Origin of the sequence: Microbulbifer sp. CAU 1566, from assembly GCF_023156515.1 — a bacterium.
In the GTDB taxonomy this organism is placed as follows: domain Bacteria; phylum Pseudomonadota; class Gammaproteobacteria; order Pseudomonadales; family Cellvibrionaceae; genus Microbulbifer.
Genome location: NZ_JALNMG010000003.1, coordinates 267,716 through 289,703, shown reverse-complemented (window position 1 = coordinate 289,703; position 21,988 = coordinate 267,716). Strand labels below are relative to the sequence as shown.

Sequence of the window (21,988 nt, the reverse complement as noted above, 5' to 3'; positions counted from 1 at the left end):
GAACACTGAAAAAACGACGCAGTAAGGAGTTCGCATGATCCCGAGAACCCTGTTCCAGCCGGAACACGAAGAATTTCGCCGCATGGTCAAGCGGTTTCTGGAATCGGAAGTGATGCCCCATCACGAGCGCTGGGAAGAGCAGCAGCATGTGGACCGGGAGCTCTGGTACCGCGCCGGTGAGCTCGGCCTGCTGTGCATGACGATCCCGGAAGAGTACGGCGGCATGGGCGGCGACCGTGTCTACAGCACCGTACTGATGGAGGAGCAAAGTTACGTTGGCGCTACCGGGCCCGGGTTTACCGTGCATTCGGATATCGTTGCCAACTATATCTATAACTTCGGTACCGAAAGCCAGAAGCAACAGTGGTTGCCGCGGATGGCTTCCGGTGAGGCCGTCGGTGCCGTCGCCATGAGTGAGCCGGGCACCGGCTCGGACCTGCAGGCGATCACGACCCGTGCGGAAAAAGACGGCGATGACTATGTCATCAACGGTTCCAAAATCTTTATCACCAACGGATATCTCGCGGATATCGTGGTGGTGGTAGCCAAGACCGGCAATAGTGGCGATGGGGTAAAAGATACCTCGCTGATCCTGGTCGAGGCGGACCGCGCCGGTTTCAGCAAGGCGCAGCCCCTGAAAAAAGTCGGCATGAAGGCGCAGGACACCTGTGAGCTGTATTTTGAGAATGTGCGCGTGCCCCAGTCAAATTTGCTGGGAGAAGTGGAAGGGCAGGGCTTTATCCAGTTGATGCGTGAACTTTCCTGGGAGCGCCTGATCATTGCCATTCTGTCTGTCAGCGGCGCCCGTGCGGCCCTGCAGAATACCCTTGAATATACCCGTGATCGCAAGGTGTTCGGGCAGCCGGTGGCCAACTATCAGAATACCCGTTTCAAACTGGCGGAGATGAAAACCGAAATTGAAATCGGCCAAGTATTTGTGGATCGCTGTATCGAGGAAGTGCTGGAGAACAAGCTGGCACCGGAAGCGGCGGCCGCGGCAAAACTCTGGACTTCGGAGCTGCTGTGCCGGGTAGTGGACGAGGGGGTACAGCTGCATGGTGGCTATGGCTATATGCTCGAATATCCCATTGCCAAAGCCTATATCGATTCCCGTGCGGGGCGTATCTACGGCGGCACCAACGAGATTATGAAGGAGTTGATTGCGCGGTCGCTATAACAACGTCGCTGTGACAAAAAAAGTGACAGTGTGCTTAGTTCCAGTCGCGGATTTCCCGCCCAATGGCTGATTGACAGCCGTTGGGTGGGCGATTAGCTTGAGTCAAAACAATAAAACGATGAGAGAAGGTAGGTCACCTATGAGCCAGGTTGTTGAATTCGCCGAGCCTCTTGAATATGTGCTTCGCTGGGAAAAAGAAAAACCCAACGAAATTTACCTTACTCAGCCACTCCCGAACGGTGAGGTGGAAACCTACACCTGGGGCCAGGTCGCTGAACAGGCGCGGCGGGCAGCCGCCTATCTCACATCACTGAACCTGCCGGAAGGCAGCAATATTGCGCTGATCGGAAAAAACAGTGCCCACTGGATCATTGCCGACTTAGCTATCTGGATGGCTGGTCATGTGCCGGTACCGCTGTATCCCACATTGGGTGCCGATGCCTGTACCTATGTACTGGAGCACAGTGAAGCCAAACTGATGGTGGTGGGACGTTTGGACGGAGTCACCGACAGCTGGGGTGAACTGGCCCCGGTACTGCCGGAGAGCCTTCCGCTGCTGTGCCTGCCCATGTCGCCTTCGGTACGCGCGGAAAAGTCAGTGCACTGGGATCAGGTGCAAAAGAATTTTGCGCCGCTAAAAGATGTGGTTCTGCGCGGCCGCGAAGCGCTGGCGACGATTATCTATACCTCCGGCACGACCGGACGCCCCAAGGGGGTGATGCATAACTTTCGCTCCCTGACCGCACCGGCGGGCTGTTCGGTAAACCTGTGGCTGCCGGATGCCAGTGACCGCATGCTTTCTTATCTGCCCCTGGCCCACGTTGCGGAACGGGTCGCCGTGGAAATTCCGTCGCTCATCTTGGGCTTCCAGATATTTTTCAACGACAGCCTGGAAACATTTCCGGCGGATCTGAAACGGGCAAGGCCCACGCGTTTCTTTTCGGTGCCCCGTTTGTGGACCAAGTTTTACCAGGCAGTCAACGCCAAAATTCCTCCGGCGAAGCAGAAAATGCTGTTCGCTATTCCGTTTCTGTCCTCGAAGATCAAGAAGAAAATTCTGCAGGAACTGGGGCTCGACAGCGTCAAGGTGGGCCTTACCGGTGCTGCGCCTTTGTCGGCGGAAATCATCCGCTGGTATCGCAAACTGGGGCTGGATTTACTGGAAGTATTCGGTATGACCGAAAACTGTGCTGCCTCCCATGCGGCGCGAATTGGTGAAGTGCGCCCGGGTTACGTAGGTACACCACTGGAGGGTGTCCAGTGCCGCATCGATGAAACCGGTGAAGTGCTGGTAAAAAGCCCGGGACAGATGATGGGCTATTACAAAATGCCCGAGGAAACCCAGGCTTGTCTCACCGCAGATGGTTTCTTTCATACCGGTGACCGCGGTGAGCTGGACGAAAAAGGGCGCCTGCGCATAACCGGGCGCACCAAGGATCTGTTTAAAACCAGCAAAGGTAAATACGTTGCGCCGGTACCCATTGAAAATATGCTCGGTGCGCACCCGGGTATCGAAGTGATCTGCGCTACCGGTCCCGGTCAGCCGCAGCCATTCGCCCTGGCGGTTCTCTCCCCCGGCGCGCTGAACCCATCCTGTGACGAAGACAAACATCGCTTCGCACGGGAATTTTCATCCCACCTGGATGAAATCAATCAACAGCTGGAAGATCACGAGCGCTTGAATTATGTGGTGATCGTCAAGGAACCCTGGACCATCGAAAGTGGCCTGTTGACACCGACCATGAAGCTGAAGCGCAACGAGATCGAAGAACGCTATATGCAGTTTGCGGATCAGTGGCGGGCCCAGAATCAGAAAGTTATCTGGGAAGGCTGAATTTAATTATGAGGACTCAGGCTGCAGTTGCGCGCACTGGTGCGATCGTTGATATAGAAACCTGTGAGTTGTCTGATCCAGGACCGGGGGAGGCGAGGGTAAGGCTCGAAGCCTGTGGTATCTGCCACACCGATTTGCTCGCCATGGGCGGACAGCTGGGGACGCCGCTGCCCGCGGTACTGGGGCACGAGGGCGTGGGCATTATCGAGGCCCTGGGCGAGGGCGTTAGTGGCTTTGCCCCCGGTGATCGGGTGCTCATGAGTTTCGGTGCCTGTGGTGGCTGTCGCGCCTGTCGTGAAGCGGCTCCAGCCTATTGCCAGTCGGCACTGGCCCTGAATTTTGCCGGCCGCCGGATTGACGGCAGCGCTCCCATGTCGCTCGGCAATTCGCCAATTACCAGTCACTTTTTTGCACAGTCATCCTTTACCACACACACGGTGGCAAGCACCCACAATATGGTGCGGCTGGATGCTGCCCTGCCACCGGCGTTGATGGCGCCGCTGGCCTGTGGCGTTCAGACCGGAATGTCGGCGGTACTGAATGTGTTGCAACCGGGCAGCCGTGACCGGGTAGCTATTTTTGGCTGCGGTACCGTGGGGCTTGCCGCTGTAATGGCGGCTGCGATTGCGGGCTGCCGGGAAATTATCGCGGTGGACCTGAATCCTGCGCGCACCGAACTGGCGCTGGAACTGGGCGCAACGGCGGCGATCGTCAGCCGGGATGTTGACCTGGCTGCGGCATTGAAACATCACGGTTGGCTGAACGGCGCAGTCGATGCCACTGGCAGTATCCCGGTTATCGAAACGGCGTTTCGCGCACTGGCCCAGCGCGGCCAACTGGTGTGTGCCGGTGTCAGTGCCCCCGGGCGCAATCTGTCTCTTTCACCGCGGGAACTGGTGTTTGGCGGCCGTACCCTGCGGGGAACCGTGGAAGGGGATGCAGATCCGAAATCGTTTATCCCACAGATGATCGAGTATTTTCAGGCGGGCAGGTTGCCGCTGGAAAAACTGGTGCGCACTTACCCCTTTGCCGAAATCAACCAGGCGCTTGCGGACCTGTCTGCCGGTGTCACCATCAAGCCAGTCCTGATGATGTCAGGTGAGGGGAACTAGTATGGATACCATCTTGAATACTGCGAAGTCGGGTGCTGCGAGCAATTGTCTGAAAACGCAATTTCAGAATCTGAAAGAGGGTGCACCACAGGACATCGCGCTGTTTGAATTTTTCGATAGCCTGCCGGCGATGCCTGCGTCGCGGATGCTGGGAGACTGGACTGGAGGTATCCTGAGCCACAACCACCCGGTTGAACAGCAACTGGCGGCAATGAACTGGCATGGCAAACGCTTTAGCAGTGCCAACGAGGTCAACCCCATTATTAGCCTGGACGCGGCGGGTAATCGTATCGTGAACGATATATTGGGTACGGCTTCACTGCGGGAGGTGGTGTTTCGCGGTGTAGCCACGGCCACCATGATTTACGACAAGAGTCCGGTATTTGATCATTTCCGCAAAGTCACCGAGGACCTGGTGGTGGGCGTGATGGATCAGAAAGGTAACGACCGCCCTCTGATATTTTTCCTGTCTCGACTAGCCGCATAACGCAACTATCCGTATAACGCAACTATCCGCATAACGCATCTACTCGCATAACACAACGACCCGCAAAAACGTGAACTGTTACTGCTGCGCAGCGGTGAATGACCCTGCGCACGTTTCTTGAAACGCCAACTCTGCCGCTCTTTTTCCAAAATTCATCCATTCAGACGAAGTAAAAAAATCGCAGATTTCATATCGTAAATCACGATGGTGAGATGCTGCGTTCAACGCGTTTGCGCGTTAGTGCATCCAAAAGCATAAAGATAACAACTTTTGGAGATACTCCGATGATTCGTCAGAAAGCGAAGGGCTTGGGCTTGCCCGCCGTTTTACTGGCGGTGTCAGGACTGGCTGTGACCGGTCCCGCCGTTAGTGAAGAACTACCGCTGCTGGACCAGCAGTCGATCCGCGCGCCTTTGGCGGCGGGTTGTGAAGGCCAGCCAGACAATACGCCAATTCCTCTGGATCCTCGTACCCTGGTGGTAGAAGGGGTCAATAATCCAAATTCCGCGGTGCAGTTCAATGCGTTCTGGGTTGATCTACATAACCCGCCGGAACCCTTTATTCAGGATCCGGAAAAACTTCCCCCCAATCCGACCACCTGTGGTGAATACCGCGCGAGTGTGGCGCGGGGCAAGGAAAATCTGGAACGACGCGATTATTTCCAGTTTTTCAGTACTTCAGAAGCCTATTACAAACTTTATAAAACCTGGGGCTATTTACTCCGTCCATCGGATTTCGACGATCAGGTAATGAAGCGCTATGGGCTCACCAAGGCGCCGTACAATAACCCTTATCCGTACCCTTGGGAGAACCCCAAGTGGACCAACGGTGGTAGTGGCCAGTTGCCAATGGGGCTGGTGCAGGTCAAGGATGAAGATGGCCAGTATACCGGCATGATCGCCTCCACCTGTTCCGGCTGTCACGACTCCAAAATTGGTGGCGATGGCGAATCCTATTTTAAATGGGGGCGTGCCAACGGCTCCATTGATGCGGGCCTGATTCAGTCGGATCTGTTCCGCGCAAATGTGATTACCCAGCCGTTGCAACTGGCACCCATTCCCTGGAGTGTGAACCGCGGCAACACCGATGCCATTGGTATCATCGACTACCTGCCGGCGCTGTTTGACATGGACACCATGCTGCTGGCTCCCAGCCTGCTCGAGTACTTCCCGAGCCACGCCGGCGGCCAGAGCAAGGCGCCACACTGGTATCACCGCGCGTTTAAAACCCGCCAGTTCTGGGACGGTGCATTGACCTCGGACAATGTGCGTTCGGAAGCGGCCTTCGGTATGGCGAACCTCACCCGCAATGCGGAAGAGCGTCGTGCGCTGACACCGGAGTTTGAGGATATCGATAACTTCCTGATTTCCATGTCGCCGCCCGCATACCCGGGAGAAGTTGACACGGCGCTGGCAGAGCAGGGTGCGGTTATTTTCCACGAGCGGGATCTGTGGGCGGATGGTGCAAACGCGGAAATACCAAAGACGCCGGGTAACGGTTCCTGTGCCAGCTGTCACGGTGTTTACTCGCCGCGCCACGCTGCGAATACCGATTACCTGCCGGATCCTCGACTGAAAGGGGTGGCTGGTGTGATCACTCCACTGGAGACCATCGGTACCGATCCGCAGCGCGCGAACCTGATGGCGGACGAGAAGAAGCGCCGCGCCTGGAATACTTCTTTCCTCGCGTATAACGATCTCAGCCCGGATCACACCGGTTTCGTGGACAGCCTGGTGGTCAGTGAGCTGAATCGCGTTCCGCGCTCCCAGTATGACCGCGGTGAAGGTCCGCTGTTCTCGCCGCTGGGACCGAACGAGTGGATTGATCCCTTCGGCTATATCGCGCCGCCGCTGTACGGGGTGTGGGGCGGGGCACCTTTCTTCCACAACGGCAGTGTGCCGGATATGTGGGGTGTACTGAAACCGTCCGCCCGCTCCAGAATCTGGAAGCGTCAGCAGACGGATCCGGGTATTTTCGGCAAAAACCGCGGCCTGGATATGACCTTTGCGGCGTTTGATTTCGACAAGCTAGGCTGGAAATACGAGTCGCTGGAGTGCAGTAACAGCATGCTGACTTCGCCCTTCCTGCCCTGTACCAACGATATGGCGACGCCGGATATTCTGTTCGCCAACGTGGCCAACAAGGTGGCGGAATTCAATTCACTGGCCTACCAGTCTCCGCCACCGATTACCGATAAGCAGATCAAGTCGCGCATGATCTTTAACAGCTATCTTTACGGTATGGGTAACCAGGGTCATGAATTTACCCAGTCCCTGAGCGATGCAGAGCGTTACGCACTGATCGAGTATATGAAGACCCTGTAACTGTTTTCTCAACAGTCGTTATTGTGGATTTTGGCCGCTCCTTGTGAGCGGCCCTTTTTTTGAGTCGTAGTTTTAATAGTACTTTTTGCGGTAGGCATGGGGGGTGTACCCGGTCCACTTGCGGAATGCGCGAATAAACGTAGCGGACTCCGCAAAGCCGGTCAGGAAGGCGACCTGCTCGACAGACATCTCATTATCGGCCAGGTGTTGCATGGCAACGTCGCGGCGCAGTTGTTCTTTCAGTTCGCCGTAGCGAATGCCTTCATCCCCAAGCTGCTGGCGCAGTTTTTTCGGACTGGTGCCCAGATTCTCGGCCACCTCAACCAGGGTGGGCATCTCGATCATGTTCTGTCGCAGCAGCGAGCGGGTGCGGCCAATCCAGCTTTGCAGGTTGTAATTGCCCAGCAGCAGATTGCGCTGCGGGTGGCGCAAAAACTCGTCGAGGGTTTCCTGGGTCTGGCGGATGGGCTTTTGCAGCAGGTCGCGGCGGAATTGCAGCTCGCAGTGTTCTGCGGAAAAGGTGATCGGTGCACCGAGGAAGATCGCCCGGTACTCGCGGGCGTGGTCGGGCTCCGGGTAATTGAGCGTGACCTGGCTAATACGCAGATTATGCCGAGTTAGCCACGAGGCGAAACGGTGCAGGCCAAACATGACCATTTCAAAGGCATAGGGTTCCGGTTGTTGCTGGCCTTCCCACAGGGAAAAGCGCAGGTGTGCCATTTCCCGAGTCAGTAGTAACTGTGGTTTTAGGCCGCGCTCAATCATGCCGTAGAAGTGGCAGTAGCGTTTGAGTGCCTGACCAAGATTGTGGGTGTGGATCATCCAGTGCGACATGGCTGCGCCGGTGCCGAGTTTCATTGGTGGTTGGGTGTAGCCGAGGATTTCGTCACCCATTTCGCGCATGGCGAGCGTCTGCAGATCGGCGTACTGGCGGGCACTGACCCGGGCGCTTTCGTCCAGCAAAATTTTGGGCGGGATACCGCAGCGGTGAAGCAGTTTTTCCGGGCTTATTCCCTGTTCTGGGGCAAAGCGTAACACCGCGTGTAAAAACGAAACCGGAATAGAAAAGTCCTGCATCGGTGTGCCCTTTTTGCTTTCCCGTCATTTTGCGCACTGGGAATAAAATGTCAATTTATGGGGCGGTATGTTCTTGTTGAGGCCCATTTGTACACACCATAATGCATAAAAGGTTCATATTTCGAGTTGTACAAACTATTTCGAGCTATTCGACATAACAGGAATCAGCGATGACTCATACCGCATATATTTACGACGCCATTCGCACCCCGCGAGGCAAGGGCAAAAAAGATGGTTCGCTCCACGAGGTCAAGCCGGTAGCGCTCGGCGCCGGTCTGTTGCGCGAGTTGCAGCAGCGCTTCGACCTGGATACCAGCCGCGTGGACGATGTGGTCATGGGCTGTGTTTCTCCGGTTGGCGAGCAGGGCGGGGACATCGCCAAAACCATCGTGCAATTTGCGGACTGGGATGAAAGTGTTGCCGGTGTGCAACTCGACCGCTTTTGCGCCTCCGGACTCGAAGCAGTGAATATTGCGGCGATGAAAATCGCCTCCGGTTGGGAAGAACTGGTGGTCGCCGGTGGTGTGGAATCCATGTCTCGCGTGCCAATGGGTGTCGCCGGTGGAGCCTGGTTAAATGACCCGGAAGTGAATGTACACGACGGCGCAGTCCCCCAGGGTATCGGTGCCGACACCATCGCCACCATTGAAGGTTGGAGCCGCACGGATGTCGACAGCTACGCACTGGCTTCCCAGCAGCGTGCGGCCAAGGCGCAGAGTGAAGGTTACTTTGACCGCTCCGTAGTGCCGGTAAAAGACCTGAACGGTATGACCATTCTGGCCAGAGATGAATTTATTAAACCGAATACCACCCTGGAAGTGCTCGGGCAGTTGAAGCCGTCTTTTGCGCCCATGGGTAGCATCGGTTTTGACGACCTGATGCTGCGCAAATACCCACAGCTGCCGGCGATCAATCACGTGCATACGCCCGGTAATTCCTCCGGCATTGTCGATGGCGCTTCTGCGGTGCTGCTCGGCAGTGAACAGGCCGGCAAGGATCTGGGGTTGAAGCCCCGCGGTCGTATCGTCGCAACCGCAGTACTCGCCACCGATCCCACCATTATGCTGGTAGGCCCGGGCCCTGCGGCGAAAAAGGCACTGGCCAAGGCGGGTATGACCACTGCCGATATCGACCTGTTTGAAATTAACGAAGCCTTCGCCGCGGTTGCCCTGCGGTTTATGAAGGACCTGGATATCTCCCACGAAATCACCAACGTCAATGGCGGTGCCATCGCCATGGGGCACCCACTGGGCGCTACCGGCGCCATGCTGGTGGGCACCATGCTCGACGAACTGGAGCGCCGCAATTTGAAACGCGGCTTGGTCGCACTTTGCGTGGGCGGCGGTCAGGGTATCGCCACCATTATCGAGCGTGTGTAACAGATTTCGGTTAACGAACAAATTTAAACGGTGAGAACAATGGCTGATAAATTCCACGGATTTATTTACGACAAAGACAGCAATGGCGTAGTGACCGTCACTATGGATATGGATGGCCCGGTCAATGCCATGAACGAACAGTACCGTGCTGGTATGGCGGAGACTCTCGACCGCTTGGAAAAAGAAGAGGGCCTGACCGGTGTGGTATTGGCCTCTGCGAAAAGCACCTTCTTTGCCGGCGGCGATCTCAAGGCGCTGTCCAGTGTGGCTCCGGGCGGTGAACCAGAACAGTTTGAAATGATCGAGAGCGGCGTCAAGGCGCCCCTGCGCCGCTTGGAAAAATTGCCGGTACCGGTAGTGGCGGCCATTAACGGTGCTGCCCTGGGCGGCGGTCTGGAGATCTGCTTTGCGTGTAATCACCGGATTGCCTGGAATTCCCCTAAAGTGTCCATTGGCTTGCCGGAAGTGACTCTTGGCTTACTCCCCGGTGGTGGCGGTGTGGTGCGCTCTATTCATATGCTGGGGCTGGAAAAGGCGTTACCAATCCTTCTCGAAGGCAAACACATGAAGGCCCGCGACGCACAGAAAGCTGGCCTTGTGGATCAGCTGATCGAGGTTACCGAAGACCTGGTCAGCGCAGCGAAAAAATGGATTGCGGAAAACCCACAGTCCGCACAGCAGCCCTGGGATCAGAAAGGCCACAAGGTACCCGGTGGTGATATCTGGAGCCCGAAGGTGAATATGGTACTTTCGAGTGCTCCGGCCATGCTGTTCAAGAAAACCCGCGGCCTGCTGCCGGCACCGGAAAAAATTCTCGACGTGGCCGCACAGGCGGTCACCGTAGATATCGATACCGCTCTGCGCTATGAATCCCGCGCGTTGGCTTATCTGATCACCACGCCGCAGGCGGTGAATATGATCACCACCGGCTTCTTCCAGATGAACAGTGTCAAGAGTGGCGCCAGCCGCCCGAAGGGCATTGAAAAGTCTCAGGTGAAGAAGGTCGGTATTCTCGGTGCTGGCATGATGGGTCAGGGCATCGCCTATTCCTCCGCGCGCAGTGGTATCGAAGTGGTGCTCAAAGACATCAGCGTGGAAGCGGCGGAGAAGGGTAAGGCCTATTCCGCAAAACTGCTGGATAAACAGATCGAGCGCGGTCGCGCCACCGAGCAGGACAAGCAACAGTTGCTCAGGCTGATCAAGGCCACCGACCGTTACGAAGACCTGCAGGGCTGCGATCTGATTGTCGAAGCGGTATTTGAAAATATCGAACTGAAGGCAAAGGTCACCCAGGAAGCAGAGCCTTTCCTCGCGGAGGGCGGTGTGTTTGGTTCCAATACCTCAACCCTGCCCATCAGCCAGCTGGCGGAAGTGAGCAAGAAACCGGAAAACTTTATCGGTATCCACTTCTTCTCACCGGTGGACAAGATGCCGCTGATCGAAATCATCTGCGGTGAACAGACCAGCGACGAGACTCTGGCCAAGGCCTTCGATTACGCCCAGCAGATTCGTAAAACCCCTATTGTGGTCAATGATTCCCTGGGCTTCTTCACCTCCCGCGTATTCAGTACCTTCCTCGACGAGGGCGCGCGTTTACTGGTGGAAGGCGTGGACCCGGTATTGATCGATGCCATGGGCACGCAGGTAGGCATGCCAGTGGGCCCGCTTACCATCCAGGATGAAGTGAGCCAGGAGCTGACCCGCAAGGCTGCAGAAACCCATCGCGAAATGGGCGTACTCGGCAGCAAGGGTGACAATAGCTGTAACATCGAGGTGTGTGAGCGTCTGATCAGCGAGTTCAATCGCGGTGGCCGATACCACGGCGGCGGCTACTACGAGTACGCCGAGGATGGCAGCAAACAGGTTTGGCCGAAACTTTACGAGCTGTATTTCAATGCCGATGTGGCCATGCCCAACGAGGATATCAAGGATCGCCTGTTGTTCCGCCAGGTGGTGGAAAGCCTGAAATGCCTGCAGGAAGGTGTACTGCGCAGTGTGGCCGACGGCAACGTGGGTTCACTGCTGGGTATCGGCGCACCCATGTGGACCGGTGGTTTTATCCAGTTTGTAAACACCTACGGCTTGCAGAAATTTATCGACCGCGCCAACGCACTGGCAGCGGAATACGGTGACCGCTTCCTGCCACCGGCCATTGTTCAGGAAACCCTGGATAAAGGGCAGAGTTTCCGCTGAGGGCTTTTGTAGAGCGTACCAATATGCTGAAGAGAAATTTCACCGAAGAACAGGTCATGTTCCGGGATGCCTACCGCAAGTTCCTGCAGGAAGAAATTGTGCCGTATATGGAAGGGTGGCGAGAGGCGGGCATCGTCGATCGCCAGGCTTTCCGTAAAGCCGGGGAAATGGGCTTCCTGATGGTGTGGCCGGACGAGCAGTATGGCGGCCTCGGGGATGATGACTTCCGCTTCGAGCAGATCATCATCGAGGAAAACCAGTACGCCCTCACCGGCGACTGGTACACCACTTTGCACAGTCGCTTGGTCGGTCCCTACCTGAAGCGCTTCGGTACCGAAGCGCAGTTGCAGCGTTTCCTGCCCGGTTGTGTCAGTGGCGATACCATTCTCGCCATTGCCATGACCGAGCCGGATGCAGGTAGCGATCTTGCGGGCATGCGCGCGACGGCTGTCGATCAGGGGGATCACTTTCTGCTGAACGGCAGCAAGACGTTTATCTCCAATGGTATCAACGCGGACCTGATTATCGTCGCGGCGAAAACCGATCCGGTCAACAACCCGCGGCAGATCGGGTTGTTTCTGGTAGAGCGGGGCATGGAAGGTTTTGAGCGCGGTCGCAACCTGAAAAAGATGGGCAAGAAGGCCCAGGATACCGCGGAGCTGTTTTTCAACAATGTACGGATTCCCAAGGGAAATGTGCTGGGCGATCCAACCAAAGGCTTTTCTCATTTAATGGAAGCATTGGCGGAAGAGCGCCTGATCGCCGCCACGGAGTTTATCGCCGCCGCTCAGAAGGCATTTGATATCACCCTGGAATTTGTGCGCGAGCGCAAGATGTTCGGACGCACCCTGGCCGACTTCCAGAACACCCAGTTCAAGCTGGCGGAGTTGCGTGCGGACCTGGATATGCAACAGGTGTATATCGACCAGTGCGTTGTAGCGGTGAACGCCGGTGAGTTGAGTGCGGTGGATGCGGCAAAGGCCAAGCTGGTGACCAGTGAACTCCTGTGCCGGGTAGTGGATGAGGGCGTGCAACTGCACGGCGGTTCCGGCTATATGGATGAATACCCGATTTCCCGCATGTACACGGATGCACGCATCACCCGTATTTACGCGGGCACCTCGGAAGTCATGAAGCTGCTGATCAGCCGCGAATTTATGCAGCCGGACTACAAACCGTTTATCGACCGAATTTAAGATTCGTTAAGGTAATTACTATGGATATCAAGAATAAAACAGCCATCGTAACCGGCGGGGCCTCTGGCCTCGGCAAAGCCACCGTGGAGCGCTATATCGCAGACGGCGCGAATGTGGCGATCTTTGATCTGGACGAAAAGGGCGGTCTGGCACTGGCAGAATCCCTTGGCGAGCGCGCCCTGTTCTGCAAGGTCAATGTGGCCGACGAAGAATCCGTTGCCGCCGCCATCACCCGGGTGATCGAAACCTTCGGTGCCCTGCATATTCTGAACAACTACGCGGGTATCGGTTCCGCCTGTAAAACCTACGGCAAGAACGGCCCCCATCCCCTGGACAGCTATATGAAAGTGGTGATGGTCAACCAGGTGGGCACCTTCAACACGGCGCGCCTCGCCGCCGAGCGCATGGCCGCAAACGAGCCGGTGAATGAGGACGGTGTGCGCGGAGTCATCATCAACACCGCCTCCGTTGCTGCCTATGAAGGCCAGATTGGCCAGGTTGCTTACAGCGCAACCAAAGGTGCGGTGGTCGGTATGACCCTGCCTATGGCGCGCGAACTGGCGAGTTACGGTATTCGTGTAAACACTATTGTTCCCGGCCTGATTCACACGCCACTGTTCGAAACGGTGGAAGAGTCTTATTACAAATCCCTGGAAGCCTCCACGGTATTCCCACAGCGCCTGGGTAAAACCAGCGAAATTGCGGCACTGGCGGCGCATATCGTGGAGAACGACTATATCAACGGCGAGTGCATCCGTATGGATGCCGGCATCCGCATGCAGCCGCGTTGATCGATACGGGTAACAGGAGACGGTCATGGGCGTATTGAGTGGATTTCGGGTGATTGAACTGGCAGGTATGGGGCCTTGCCCCATGGCCGGTATGTTACTGGCGGATATGGGGGCGGAAGTGATCTGTGTGGATCGCGGTGTAAACGCCGATCCCATGTATGCCAAAGACATGAGCCGCCGGGGCAAAAAATCTGTGGTGCTGGATCTGAAAAGTGATCGTGGTCGGGAACTGTTTCTCAAGTTGGTTTCAACCGCCGATGTACTGATCGAAGGTTTTCGCCCCGGTGTAATGGAAAAGCTCGGCATTGGTCCCGAGCCCTGTTTCGAGATCAACCCCGAGTTGATTTACGGTCGTATGACCGGTTGGGGGCAGGATGGCCCGCTGGCAAAAAACGCCGGCCACGATATCAACTACATCGCCCTGACCGGCGCCCTGCACGCCATCGGCCCGAAAGGTGAAAAGCCGGTATTGCCATTGAACCTGGTCGGTGACTTTGGCGGTGGTTCCATGTTCCTGGTGATGGGGATCCTCGGGGCCCTGCTGGAAACCGGTCGCTCCGGAAAAGGGCAGGTCGTGGATGCGGCCATGGTCGATGGCGTCGCCAATCTGATGTGGATGTGTCACAGCTTCAATGCGGTAGGGTTGTGGAATCTGGCCGAGCGCGGCACTAATTTGCTGGATGGTGCAGCGTTCTTCTATGACACCTACGAAACCAGTGACGGAAAATACCTGGCGCTGGGCTCCATCGAGCCGCAGTTCTTTTCGCAATTTGTTGAACGGATGGGGTTGGACAAAACCGTTTTTAACGGCAGCGCCCAGAATGACCCCAGTCAGTGGCCGTCCCTGAAGCAGGAGCTGGCAGAAGCCTTTCGTCAGAAAACCCGCGATGACTGGTGTGCACTGCTGGAAGACAGCGATGCCTGTGTCTCCCCGGTACTGAGTGCCAGTGAGGCGCCGCATCATCCGCACAACAGTGCGCGGGACAGTTACCTGCCCATTGACGGTTACCTGCAACCGGCACCGGCACCGCGTTTCAGTCGCACGCCCTCGTCGGTATTACACGGTCGTCGCCAACCCGGTGCGGACACCCGTTCCATTCTCACCGCTATGGGTATTCGCGGAGACGATATCGATCAACTGGAAGCGGACGGCACTGTTGCCTGCGCTCGCGCGCCGGAAACGGCATAACCCGGAATTTTCAGGACTCCCGTCATGCAACTATTTGAAACCCTGCTGTACACCGTCGATCAACAGATTGCCACCATTACCCTGAACCGTCCGGAGGTACGTAACTCGTTAAATCAGAAATTGCGCCTGGAATTGCGCGAGGCGGTGAACAGGGCCAGTGCCGATGACAATGTGCGTGCCGTCGTGCTGGCTGCATCGGGTGCGGGCTTCTGTGCCGGTGCGGACCTGACTGAGCGTCTGCCCGGCTCGGATCAGGATGGGTTTGTGACGCGGGTGCTCAATGAAGAGTACAACCCGTTGATCCTCGCCATCAAAAAATCTCCCAAACCGTTTGTATGCGCGATTAATGGCGCCGCAGCCGGTGTGGGTGCTTCGCTGGCGCTGGCCTGCGACCTGATTGTGATGGCGGAGGACGCTTACCTTTATTCGGCCTTCGGTGCTATTAGCCTGATCCCCGATGGCGGTGCACACAAGCTGCTGCTGGATCAACTGGGCAGCAAGCGCACCTATGAAATGATCGCACTCTCGCAAAAGCTTTCTGCCACTCACTGTGTGGAGTTGGGGCTTGCTAACCGGGTGGTTCCGGCGGAGGGTCTGGTTAACCAGGCAATACAGTTTGCAACTCAGGTGAGTGCGGCGGCCCCGCTCACTCTGCAGTATTCGAAACAGATTCTGCGGGAAGCGCAATCTTACGATCTGGAGTCGGTAATGGCACTGGAGGCGGAAATCCAGAATCGTTTGTTCCGCAGCAAGGATTTCCGTGAGGGTGCCACGGCGTTCTTTGAAAAGCGCAAGCCGGAGTTTGAGGGTTGCTGATCGCGGTCTGTTTGATCTGGGGGGATTGAGATGGATATTGCTGAACTGTTTTCTCTGCGCGGCAAGACGGCGCTGATTTCCGGGGCGTCCAGTGGCCTGGGTGCCTATTTTGCCGAGGTGCTGGCGGATGCCGGTGCTGAGGTGATTCTGGCGGCGCGCAGAGTTGAGAAGCTGGAGGCGTTGGCGAATCGGATTGCGGAGCGCGGGGGTAGTGCCTGGGCGTTGGCGATGGATGTGGCCGATGGGGCGAGTGTGGAAGCTGCGTTTGAGACGCTGGATGGGATGGTTGGGCGGTTGGATATTCTGGTGAACAATGCGGGGATCAGTACGAAGCCGCAGCGGTTTGTTGAGCAGGATGAGTCGGTTTGGATGGATTTGTTGAATGTGAATCTGCAGGGGGCCTGGCGGGTGGCGCAGCAGGCGGGTGCCCGGATGCGGGCGCAGCAGTCTGGGTGTATTATAAATACAGGTTCTATTTATAGTCTCTGTACGGGGATTATGAAGACGGATTACAACGTTTCCAAAGTGGCATTGGCGCAGTTGACGCGGAATATGGCGTTGGAGTTGGGGCGTTATGGAGTTCGGGTGAATACCTTGTGTCCCGGGTATTTTGCTTCGGATATCAATGCGTCGGAATTTGCTTCGGAGCGAGGGCGGGAGTATATCCGCCGGCTTGTGCCTCAGCGGTTGGGGGAGTATCGGGAACTGGCTGGGCCTTTGCTGTTGCTTGCCAGTGATGCTGGGAGTTTTGTTAACGGCATCGAACTTCCGGTGGATGGCGGGAGCCTTCTCAGTCCTATTTGAGCTAAATTGCTTTCGAGGCTCGGTTCTTGCTTGGTGGCGGTACGGCTACCGGGTACAGCTTTGTGAGACCCGCCGTAAACCCATCCCTGGGGGCTCGGCTGCGGCCGTCCTGGCCGCAGACGGTCTCACAAAGCTGTACCCGGTATCCGCACCTTCGTGGAAACTTCTGATTTCTTTTCATGCTTTAGTTTACGAATCTATTGTTTCTGATATTTGGCCTATGCCCATTTCTGCGAGAGGGCGCACCAGCTCCCCCATCTTCAAAGCCTTCTCGCTGGAAGCGTTTCCATCCAGGGCGCGCTTCTTGACTCCCTGGAGAATTGCCGCAAAGCGGAAAAAACAAAACGCTAGATAAAAATTCCAGTGCGGAATTTCCTTTAGCCCCATCCGCTTGCAGTAACTCGCCACGTACTCCCGCTCACCGGGAATACCAATACCTGAACGATCAATTCCCCCAAGCCCGGACAGCACACTGTCATGCCCCATACGAAGTTGCATGCACTGGTAAGCCAGATCAAACAGCGGATGCCCAAGGGTAGAAAGCTCCCAGTCTACCAACGCGAGCACTCTGGGCTCGGTCGGGTGGAAGATCATATTGTCGAGACGAAAGTCACCGTGCACGAGGGTGGTTTTGTCTGCACTGCCTTCCTGTGGCAGGTTTTTCGGGAGCCATTCAATCAGTCGATCCATTTCCGGGATCTGCTCGGTTTCCGAGGCGCGGTACTGCTGGCTCCAGCGGTTGATCTGGCGTTGGTAGAAATTGCCGGGGCGGCCGTAGTCGGTGAGTCCGGTTTGTTTCAGGTTTACGGAGTGCAGGGCGGCGAGGACGCGGTTCATTTCCTGGTAGATTTCACCGCGCTGTTCGCTGTCGAGATCGGGGAGGGCGGGGTTCCAGAGTACGCGGCCTTCGATGTATTCCATCAGGTAGAACATGCTGCCGATGACGTTGTCGTCTTCGCACAGGTGGTGGACTTTGACTACAGGGACGTCGGTGTTTTCCAGTGCGGAGATTACGCGGTATTCGCGGTCTACGGCGTGGGCGCTTTTTAGGAGTTGGCCCGGGGGTTTGCGGCGCAGTACGTAGTTGTCGCTGGCGGCGCGGATCAGGTAGGTGGGGTTGGACTGGCCGCCGGCGAATTTTTCTGCGGTTAAGGGACCGCGAAATTGTGGAATTTGGGTTTGCAGGTAGTCGGCGAGTTTCTGCTCGTCGATCTCGAAGCTGTGGTTATTTTGCATTTTCTGTCCCCGCTTATTGGCCGTAGCGTTCGATCAGTTGTTTGCCGAGCGCCATCTGGTGGACCTGGTCGGGGCCGTCGGCCTGGCGGCACCAGCGGGCGTAGTTGAAGGCTTCGGCGAAGAAGTAATCTTCGGTGAGGCCGCCGGCGCCGTGTATTTGCATGCAGCGGTCGAGAATGTCCTGGACAATTTTGGGTACGCTGATTTTGCTGGCGGCGATCATGTCTCTGGCATCGCGCGAGCCGACCTGGTCCATTTTCTGGCAGGTTTGCAGGACCAGTAAGCGGGCCATTTGGATTTCGGAAAAGCTTTTCGCAATGTCTTCGCGCACGGACTGGTGCTGGCTAAGTTTGCGGCCGAAAGTGCTGCGGCTTTCTACCCGCTTGCAGGATTCTTCCAGTGCGCGCTGGGCGGCGCCGATAAGGCGCATGCAGTGGTGGATGCGGCCGGGGCCGAGGCGCCCCTGGGCGATTTCGAAGCCGCGGCCTTCGCCCAGCAGTACGTTCTCCAGTGGTACCCGCACATTGTCGAAGCGGATTTCCGCGTGGCCGATGGGGGCGTCGTCGTAGCCGAGGGTAGTCAGCGGGCGCACCAGGGTGATTCCCGGGGTGTCTTTGGGGACCAGTACCTGGGTCTGCTGTTTGTGGCGGTTGATATTGTCCGGGTCGGATTTGCCCATGACGATCAGGATCTTTGTGCGCTCGTAGAGGGCGCCGGTAATAAACCATTTGCGCCCGTTCAACACCCATTCGTCACCATCGCGCTGAATACGCAGTTCGATGTTGGTGGCGTCGGAGGAGGCCACCTGCGGCTCGGTCATGGCGTAGGAGGAGCGGATGTCGCCATTGAGCAATGGCGTGAGCCACCGGGCGCGTTGCGCATCGGTGGCGTAGCGCATAAAAACTTCCATATTGCCGGTGTCCGGGGCATTGCAGTTGAACACTTCCGGCGACCAGATAACGCGGCCCATCTGTTCTGCCAGGGGCGCATAGTCGAGATTGGAAAGACCGCCGAAATCACTGTATTCGCCGTGGGTTTTGGGCACGAAGAGATTCCACAGGCCCGCATCTTTTGCCCGTTGTTTCAGTTCGTCCATTAACGGCAGTGGAGCAAAACGGTTTTCCGCGGCGGCCAGTTGTGCCCGGTAGGGGATTTCGTTCGGATAGATATGCTTGCCAAAAAACGACTGCAATTGATGCTGCAGGGTCATGGAGAGATCGCTGAACTGGAACATGCCTGGGCTCCGCTACCGGAAATTTCGGGAATCTGTCGTTGACAGGGTGTTACCAGCACTATAAAAAAATGAGGGTAATCATCCCAATTTATTAAAGTTATGCGGTTGCATTAGTTGAAATGATGCGGCGGCCGAGTAGGGGAACGGGGGAAAGGAAATGCGACTGGAAAAAGTGGACCTGAATCTGTTTGTGGTCTTCGATGCACTGTACCGGGAGCACAGTGTGACCAAGGTGGCGCAGCTGCTGAACCTGACCCAACCCGCGGTCAGCAATGCCCTCGGCCGCCTGCGGCAGACCTTTGATGATCAGCTGTTTGTAAAGACCCGCGAGGGCATGAGCCCAACGCCGGTGGCGGACAGTGTGGTGAAGGATGTACGGCAGGCGCTGGTGTTGCTGGGGCGAAGTGTGGGCAGTAACGCGCGTTTCGATCCCGCCCGTTCGGAGAAAGTATTTCGCCTGGGAATGAACGACCTTGCGGAGTCACTGCTGTTGCCCCGCCTCCACGAAGAGGTCCGCAAAGTCGCGCCGTCGGTAGCCATTACCAGTTATTACGTGGAGCGGGAGGCTGCCACGGCGGAGCTGAAAGCGGGGATGATCGACCTGTTGCTCGATGCGCCGGTGGTGAATGCCCGGGAGTTGGGGCAAAAGCCTTTGGGGCAGCTACCTTATGTAATCGCCATGCGTCCTGGGCATCCACTGGCAGCGACCGGACTTACAATGGACGACTACCTGTCTGCGGAACATTTGCACGTTTCGAGCCGTCGCAAGGGACGGGGGCAGGTGGAGCTGGCGCTGCACACCCAGGGATTGCGGCGCACGATCGCCATGCGTGTGCAGAATTATCTGGTGGCGGCGCGCATTACGGCGGGCACTGATCTGTTATGGACGGTACCCCGAGTGCTGGCGCAGACTCTGCCATTGGAAACGGCAGAATTGCCTTTTGCCGTAGAGCCACTGAGCTGGCAACTATTCTGGCATCGCAACGCCGATGAAGATCCGGCCAACCGCTGGATGCGAGAGATGATGGAAGCGGTGGCGCAAACCGTTCTCTGACGGCGCTCGATTAGCCTGGGGAAAGCTGCGGGAAATGAAGGCCGTCGACGGTATTGAGTAGCCGCCAAAGTGAAGAAAACGGTGAAGCAAAGACTAATGGTGAAAACAATGATGAAAACAATGATGAAAACACTGGGGCAAAAACTGAAAAGACACGCCTGGCTGGGGGCTTGTCTTGTGCTCGTCAATGTCGGTGCCCATGCGCAAACGCCAGAGGCTCCTGCGTTCGCCATCGCCATCCACGGCGGTGCCGGCACCATTGAAAAGTCGAAAATGACACCGGAAAAGGAGCGCGACTACCGCGCCAAGCTGGAGGAGGCAATCAATGCCGGCTACGGCGTGCTGGAGAAGGGTGGCTCTAGCCTGGACGCGGTAGTGGCGGCGATCAACATTCTCGAAGATTCACCCCTGTTCAATGCGGGCAAAGGGGCGGTATTTACCTATGAAGGCACCCACGAACTGGATGCTTCCATTATGGATGGTCGCGACCGTCAGGCGGGAGCTGTTGCCGGAGTGCAGCACATTGCCAACCCCATCAACCTTGCGCGGATGGTGATGGAGGACTCGCCGTTTGTGATGCTGGCTGGGGAGGGCGCAGAGGCATTTGCCAAAAGTCGCGGTGTGCCTATGGTCGACAACCGGGATTTTGATACCCCGCAACGGCGGCAGCAGTTGGAGCGCGCCAGGGAAAAGCTGAAAAAAGAAAACGAGCAGGACAAGGATTACCAGGCGGCGGTAGAGGCATTACCGGCAGTGTTCAAAATGGGCACCGTGGGTGCGGTGGCGCTGGATAAACACGGGAACCTGGCTGCGGGTACCTCCACCGGCGGGATGACCGCCAAGCGCTACGGACGTATCGGCGACTCCCCGGTAATCGGCGCCGGTACCTTCGCTGACAACAACTCCTGTGCCGTTTCTGCCACTGGTCACGGCGAGTACTTCATTCGCTACAATGTGGCGGCGGATATCTGTACCCGTGTTGCCTACCAGAACAAGTCCGTCGCGCAGGCGGCGGATGAGGTGATCAACCAGGTGTTGCTTCCGGTGGGGGGTACTGGCGGTGTCATTGTGCTGGATGCCAAGGGCAATATCGCATTGACCTTCAACACGTCGGGAATGTATCGGGGAAGCCGGGTGGCCGGGCAGGCCGCCGAGGTGGCGATCTTCGGCCGCGACTGAGCGCTGCATTGGCGCGACTTGAAGGATGGCGTCCCCGGCCCGACTCGAACGGGCAGTCCGGACTTAGGAGGTCCGTGGTTTATCCGGTTAACCGACGGGGACGTGCTGCCCGAGTGGGCAGGGCGGCCATTCTAGCGCTTGGCGCGCCAGCTGTCATGGGCGCAAATCCAGGCACCACGCTTTGCTTTCAATCTCACCAATTCTGCCAACTCCATCAGCTCGCCCAATGTTGTGTAACCAGCGGTAACGCCGGAACAGTTTTGGTTACCGCAGTGCTCCGCTGACTGCCGGTGCTCTCCGGGATCATTCTGGAGAAAAACTGTCGCGAACTGGTAACAAATTGCAGGTATTTTTGCGCCAGTTGCGGCGCTTGTATGGAGACCTTTTCACCGGTCCCTGATGCCTTTGCGGGGAACTTTGTAACCCTGAGAAATACCTTGTTTCCGCAACAAAAAAGTTGCTTGACCGGAAAAGCGGTAGCTGGCTAATCTGCGATTGCACAACAAAAACAGACAAAGTGTTTCTGCCCTGGCAGATCGAGATTGTGGAGTTTTCTATGAGCGGCAACGTTATCGAAAATGACATGGATTTTGATGAATCCGAATCTTCTCTGGCAGAAGATGTTCTGCTGATTCCCAACAGTCCCAGGGATGCCCGCCGGATGGTCGAAGACAAGCTGGAGGAAATGCGTCTCAGAAGGGAGCTGATGGATTTTCAGTACGACTTCTAAGCCGGGTGGGGTTTTAATCAGGTCAATTTACACGCACCGGGTCCGGCCCGGGTACAGATGAAATTCTGTCGGGTAGCCTTCGGCAATACCGCGACAGGTAGAAAAGGGTGCCATTGGCGCCCTTTTCCAATTTGGGGGTTCTAATTTGGGGCGGAGGAGGCACTCTGCGGTGGTGG

The 21,988-nt window shown here is 56.7% G+C and carries 18 protein-coding genes and 1 tRNA gene; 15 read left to right on the top strand and 4 right to left on the bottom strand.

Features of this window, described 5'->3' with window-relative positions:
• Positions 1 to 34 precede the first annotated feature (34 nt).
• From M0G74_RS09645 to M0G74_RS09625, 5 genes are all read left to right on the top strand, one after another.
• Positions 35 to 1,177: an acyl-CoA dehydrogenase family protein gene (locus M0G74_RS09645; protein ID WP_248216377.1), complete on the top strand. Its 1,143-nt coding sequence runs from the start codon at positions 35 to 37 to the stop codon at positions 1,175 to 1,177.
• A 139-nt stretch (positions 1,178 to 1,316) separates the two neighbouring features.
• Complete coding sequence (locus M0G74_RS09640; protein ID WP_248216376.1) at positions 1,317 to 3,011, top strand: AMP-binding protein; 1,695 nt, start codon at positions 1,317 to 1,319, stop codon at positions 3,009 to 3,011.
• 68 nt (positions 3,012 to 3,079) lie between these two features.
• Positions 3,080 to 4,123, top strand: a complete 1,044-nt coding sequence (locus M0G74_RS09635) for an NAD(P)-dependent alcohol dehydrogenase (protein WP_248216375.1) — start codon at positions 3,080 to 3,082, stop codon at positions 4,121 to 4,123.
• A 1-nt stretch (position 4,124) separates the two neighbouring features.
• The gene (locus tag M0G74_RS09630; protein WP_248216374.1) at positions 4,125 to 4,610 is read left to right on the top strand and encodes a DUF4334 domain-containing protein; all 486 of its coding nucleotides are present in this window, start codon (positions 4,125 to 4,127) and stop codon (positions 4,608 to 4,610) included.
• A gap of 284 nt (positions 4,611 to 4,894) precedes the next feature.
• Positions 4,895 to 6,934 (top strand): hypothetical protein, encoded by a 2,040-nt coding sequence (locus M0G74_RS09625; protein ID WP_248216724.1) that lies wholly within the window; start codon positions 4,895 to 4,897, stop codon positions 6,932 to 6,934.
• A gap of 72 nt (positions 6,935 to 7,006) precedes the next feature.
• On the opposite strand, the gene M0G74_RS09620 is transcribed toward M0G74_RS09625, so the two are convergent.
• Positions 7,007 to 8,011: an AraC family transcriptional regulator gene (locus M0G74_RS09620; protein WP_248216373.1), complete on the bottom strand. Its 1,005-nt coding sequence runs from the start codon at positions 8,009 to 8,011 to the stop codon at positions 7,007 to 7,009.
• 170 nt (positions 8,012 to 8,181) lie between these two features.
• On the opposite strand from M0G74_RS09620, the gene M0G74_RS09615 reads away from it, so the two are divergent.
• From M0G74_RS09615 to M0G74_RS09585, 7 genes are read left to right on the top strand one after another with little or no spacing between them, the layout of a single operon-like run.
• On the top strand, positions 8,182 to 9,390 hold the full coding sequence (locus M0G74_RS09615; RefSeq protein ID WP_248216372.1) for an acetyl-CoA C-acetyltransferase: 1,209 nt from the start codon (positions 8,182 to 8,184) through the stop codon (positions 9,388 to 9,390).
• A gap of 39 nt (positions 9,391 to 9,429) precedes the next feature.
• Positions 9,430 to 11,583, top strand: a complete 2,154-nt coding sequence (locus M0G74_RS09610) for a 3-hydroxyacyl-CoA dehydrogenase NAD-binding domain-containing protein (RefSeq protein ID WP_248216371.1) — start codon at positions 9,430 to 9,432, stop codon at positions 11,581 to 11,583.
• Positions 11,584 to 11,606: 23 nt separating this feature from the next.
• Positions 11,607 to 12,779, top strand: coding sequence for an acyl-CoA dehydrogenase family protein (locus M0G74_RS09605; RefSeq protein WP_248216370.1), 1,173 nt, complete (start codon positions 11,607 to 11,609; stop codon positions 12,777 to 12,779).
• 20 nt (positions 12,780 to 12,799) lie between these two features.
• Entirely contained in the window at positions 12,800 to 13,570 is a 771-nt protein-coding gene (locus tag M0G74_RS09600) for an SDR family NAD(P)-dependent oxidoreductase (protein WP_248216369.1), read from the top strand.
• Between the two features lie 25 nt (positions 13,571 to 13,595).
• Positions 13,596 to 14,759: a CaiB/BaiF CoA-transferase family protein gene (locus tag M0G74_RS09595; protein WP_248216368.1), complete on the top strand. Its 1,164-nt coding sequence runs from the start codon at positions 13,596 to 13,598 to the stop codon at positions 14,757 to 14,759.
• Between the two features lie 24 nt (positions 14,760 to 14,783).
• Positions 14,784 to 15,575, top strand: coding sequence for an enoyl-CoA hydratase-related protein (locus M0G74_RS09590; protein ID WP_248216367.1), 792 nt, complete (start codon positions 14,784 to 14,786; stop codon positions 15,573 to 15,575).
• A 30-nt stretch (positions 15,576 to 15,605) separates the two neighbouring features.
• The gene (locus M0G74_RS09585) at positions 15,606 to 16,379 is read left to right on the top strand and encodes an SDR family oxidoreductase (protein WP_248216366.1); all 774 of its coding nucleotides are present in this window, start codon (positions 15,606 to 15,608) and stop codon (positions 16,377 to 16,379) included.
• A 189-nt stretch (positions 16,380 to 16,568) separates the two neighbouring features.
• On the opposite strand, the gene M0G74_RS09580 is transcribed toward M0G74_RS09585, so the two are convergent.
• A complete protein-coding gene (locus M0G74_RS09580) occupies positions 16,569 to 17,615 on the bottom strand; it encodes a phosphotransferase (RefSeq protein ID WP_248216365.1) in 1,047 nt (348 codons plus the stop codon).
• Between the two features lie 13 nt (positions 17,616 to 17,628).
• Positions 17,629 to 18,849, bottom strand: coding sequence for an acyl-CoA dehydrogenase family protein (locus tag M0G74_RS09575; RefSeq protein WP_248216364.1), 1,221 nt, complete (start codon positions 18,847 to 18,849; stop codon positions 17,629 to 17,631).
• A gap of 157 nt (positions 18,850 to 19,006) precedes the next feature.
• Between M0G74_RS09575 and M0G74_RS09570 the strand changes: the two genes are divergently transcribed.
• Both M0G74_RS09570 and M0G74_RS09565 read left to right on the top strand, forming a co-directional pair.
• Positions 19,007 to 19,903: a LysR family transcriptional regulator gene (locus M0G74_RS09570; RefSeq protein WP_248216363.1), complete on the top strand. Its 897-nt coding sequence runs from the start codon at positions 19,007 to 19,009 to the stop codon at positions 19,901 to 19,903.
• Positions 19,904 to 20,011: 108 nt separating this feature from the next.
• Complete coding sequence (locus M0G74_RS09565) at positions 20,012 to 21,082, top strand: isoaspartyl peptidase/L-asparaginase (RefSeq protein ID WP_248216362.1); 1,071 nt, start codon at positions 20,012 to 20,014, stop codon at positions 21,080 to 21,082.
• 26 nt (positions 21,083 to 21,108) lie between these two features.
• Here the strand turns inward: M0G74_RS09565 and M0G74_RS09560 are convergent.
• Positions 21,109 to 21,184, bottom strand: a tRNA-Arg gene (locus M0G74_RS09560).
• A 454-nt stretch (positions 21,185 to 21,638) separates the two neighbouring features.
• On the opposite strand from M0G74_RS09560, the gene M0G74_RS09555 reads away from it, so the two are divergent.
• The gene (locus M0G74_RS09555) at positions 21,639 to 21,812 is read left to right on the top strand and encodes a hypothetical protein (RefSeq protein ID WP_160153968.1); all 174 of its coding nucleotides are present in this window, start codon (positions 21,639 to 21,641) and stop codon (positions 21,810 to 21,812) included.
• Positions 21,813 to 21,988: the final 176 nt, after the last annotated feature.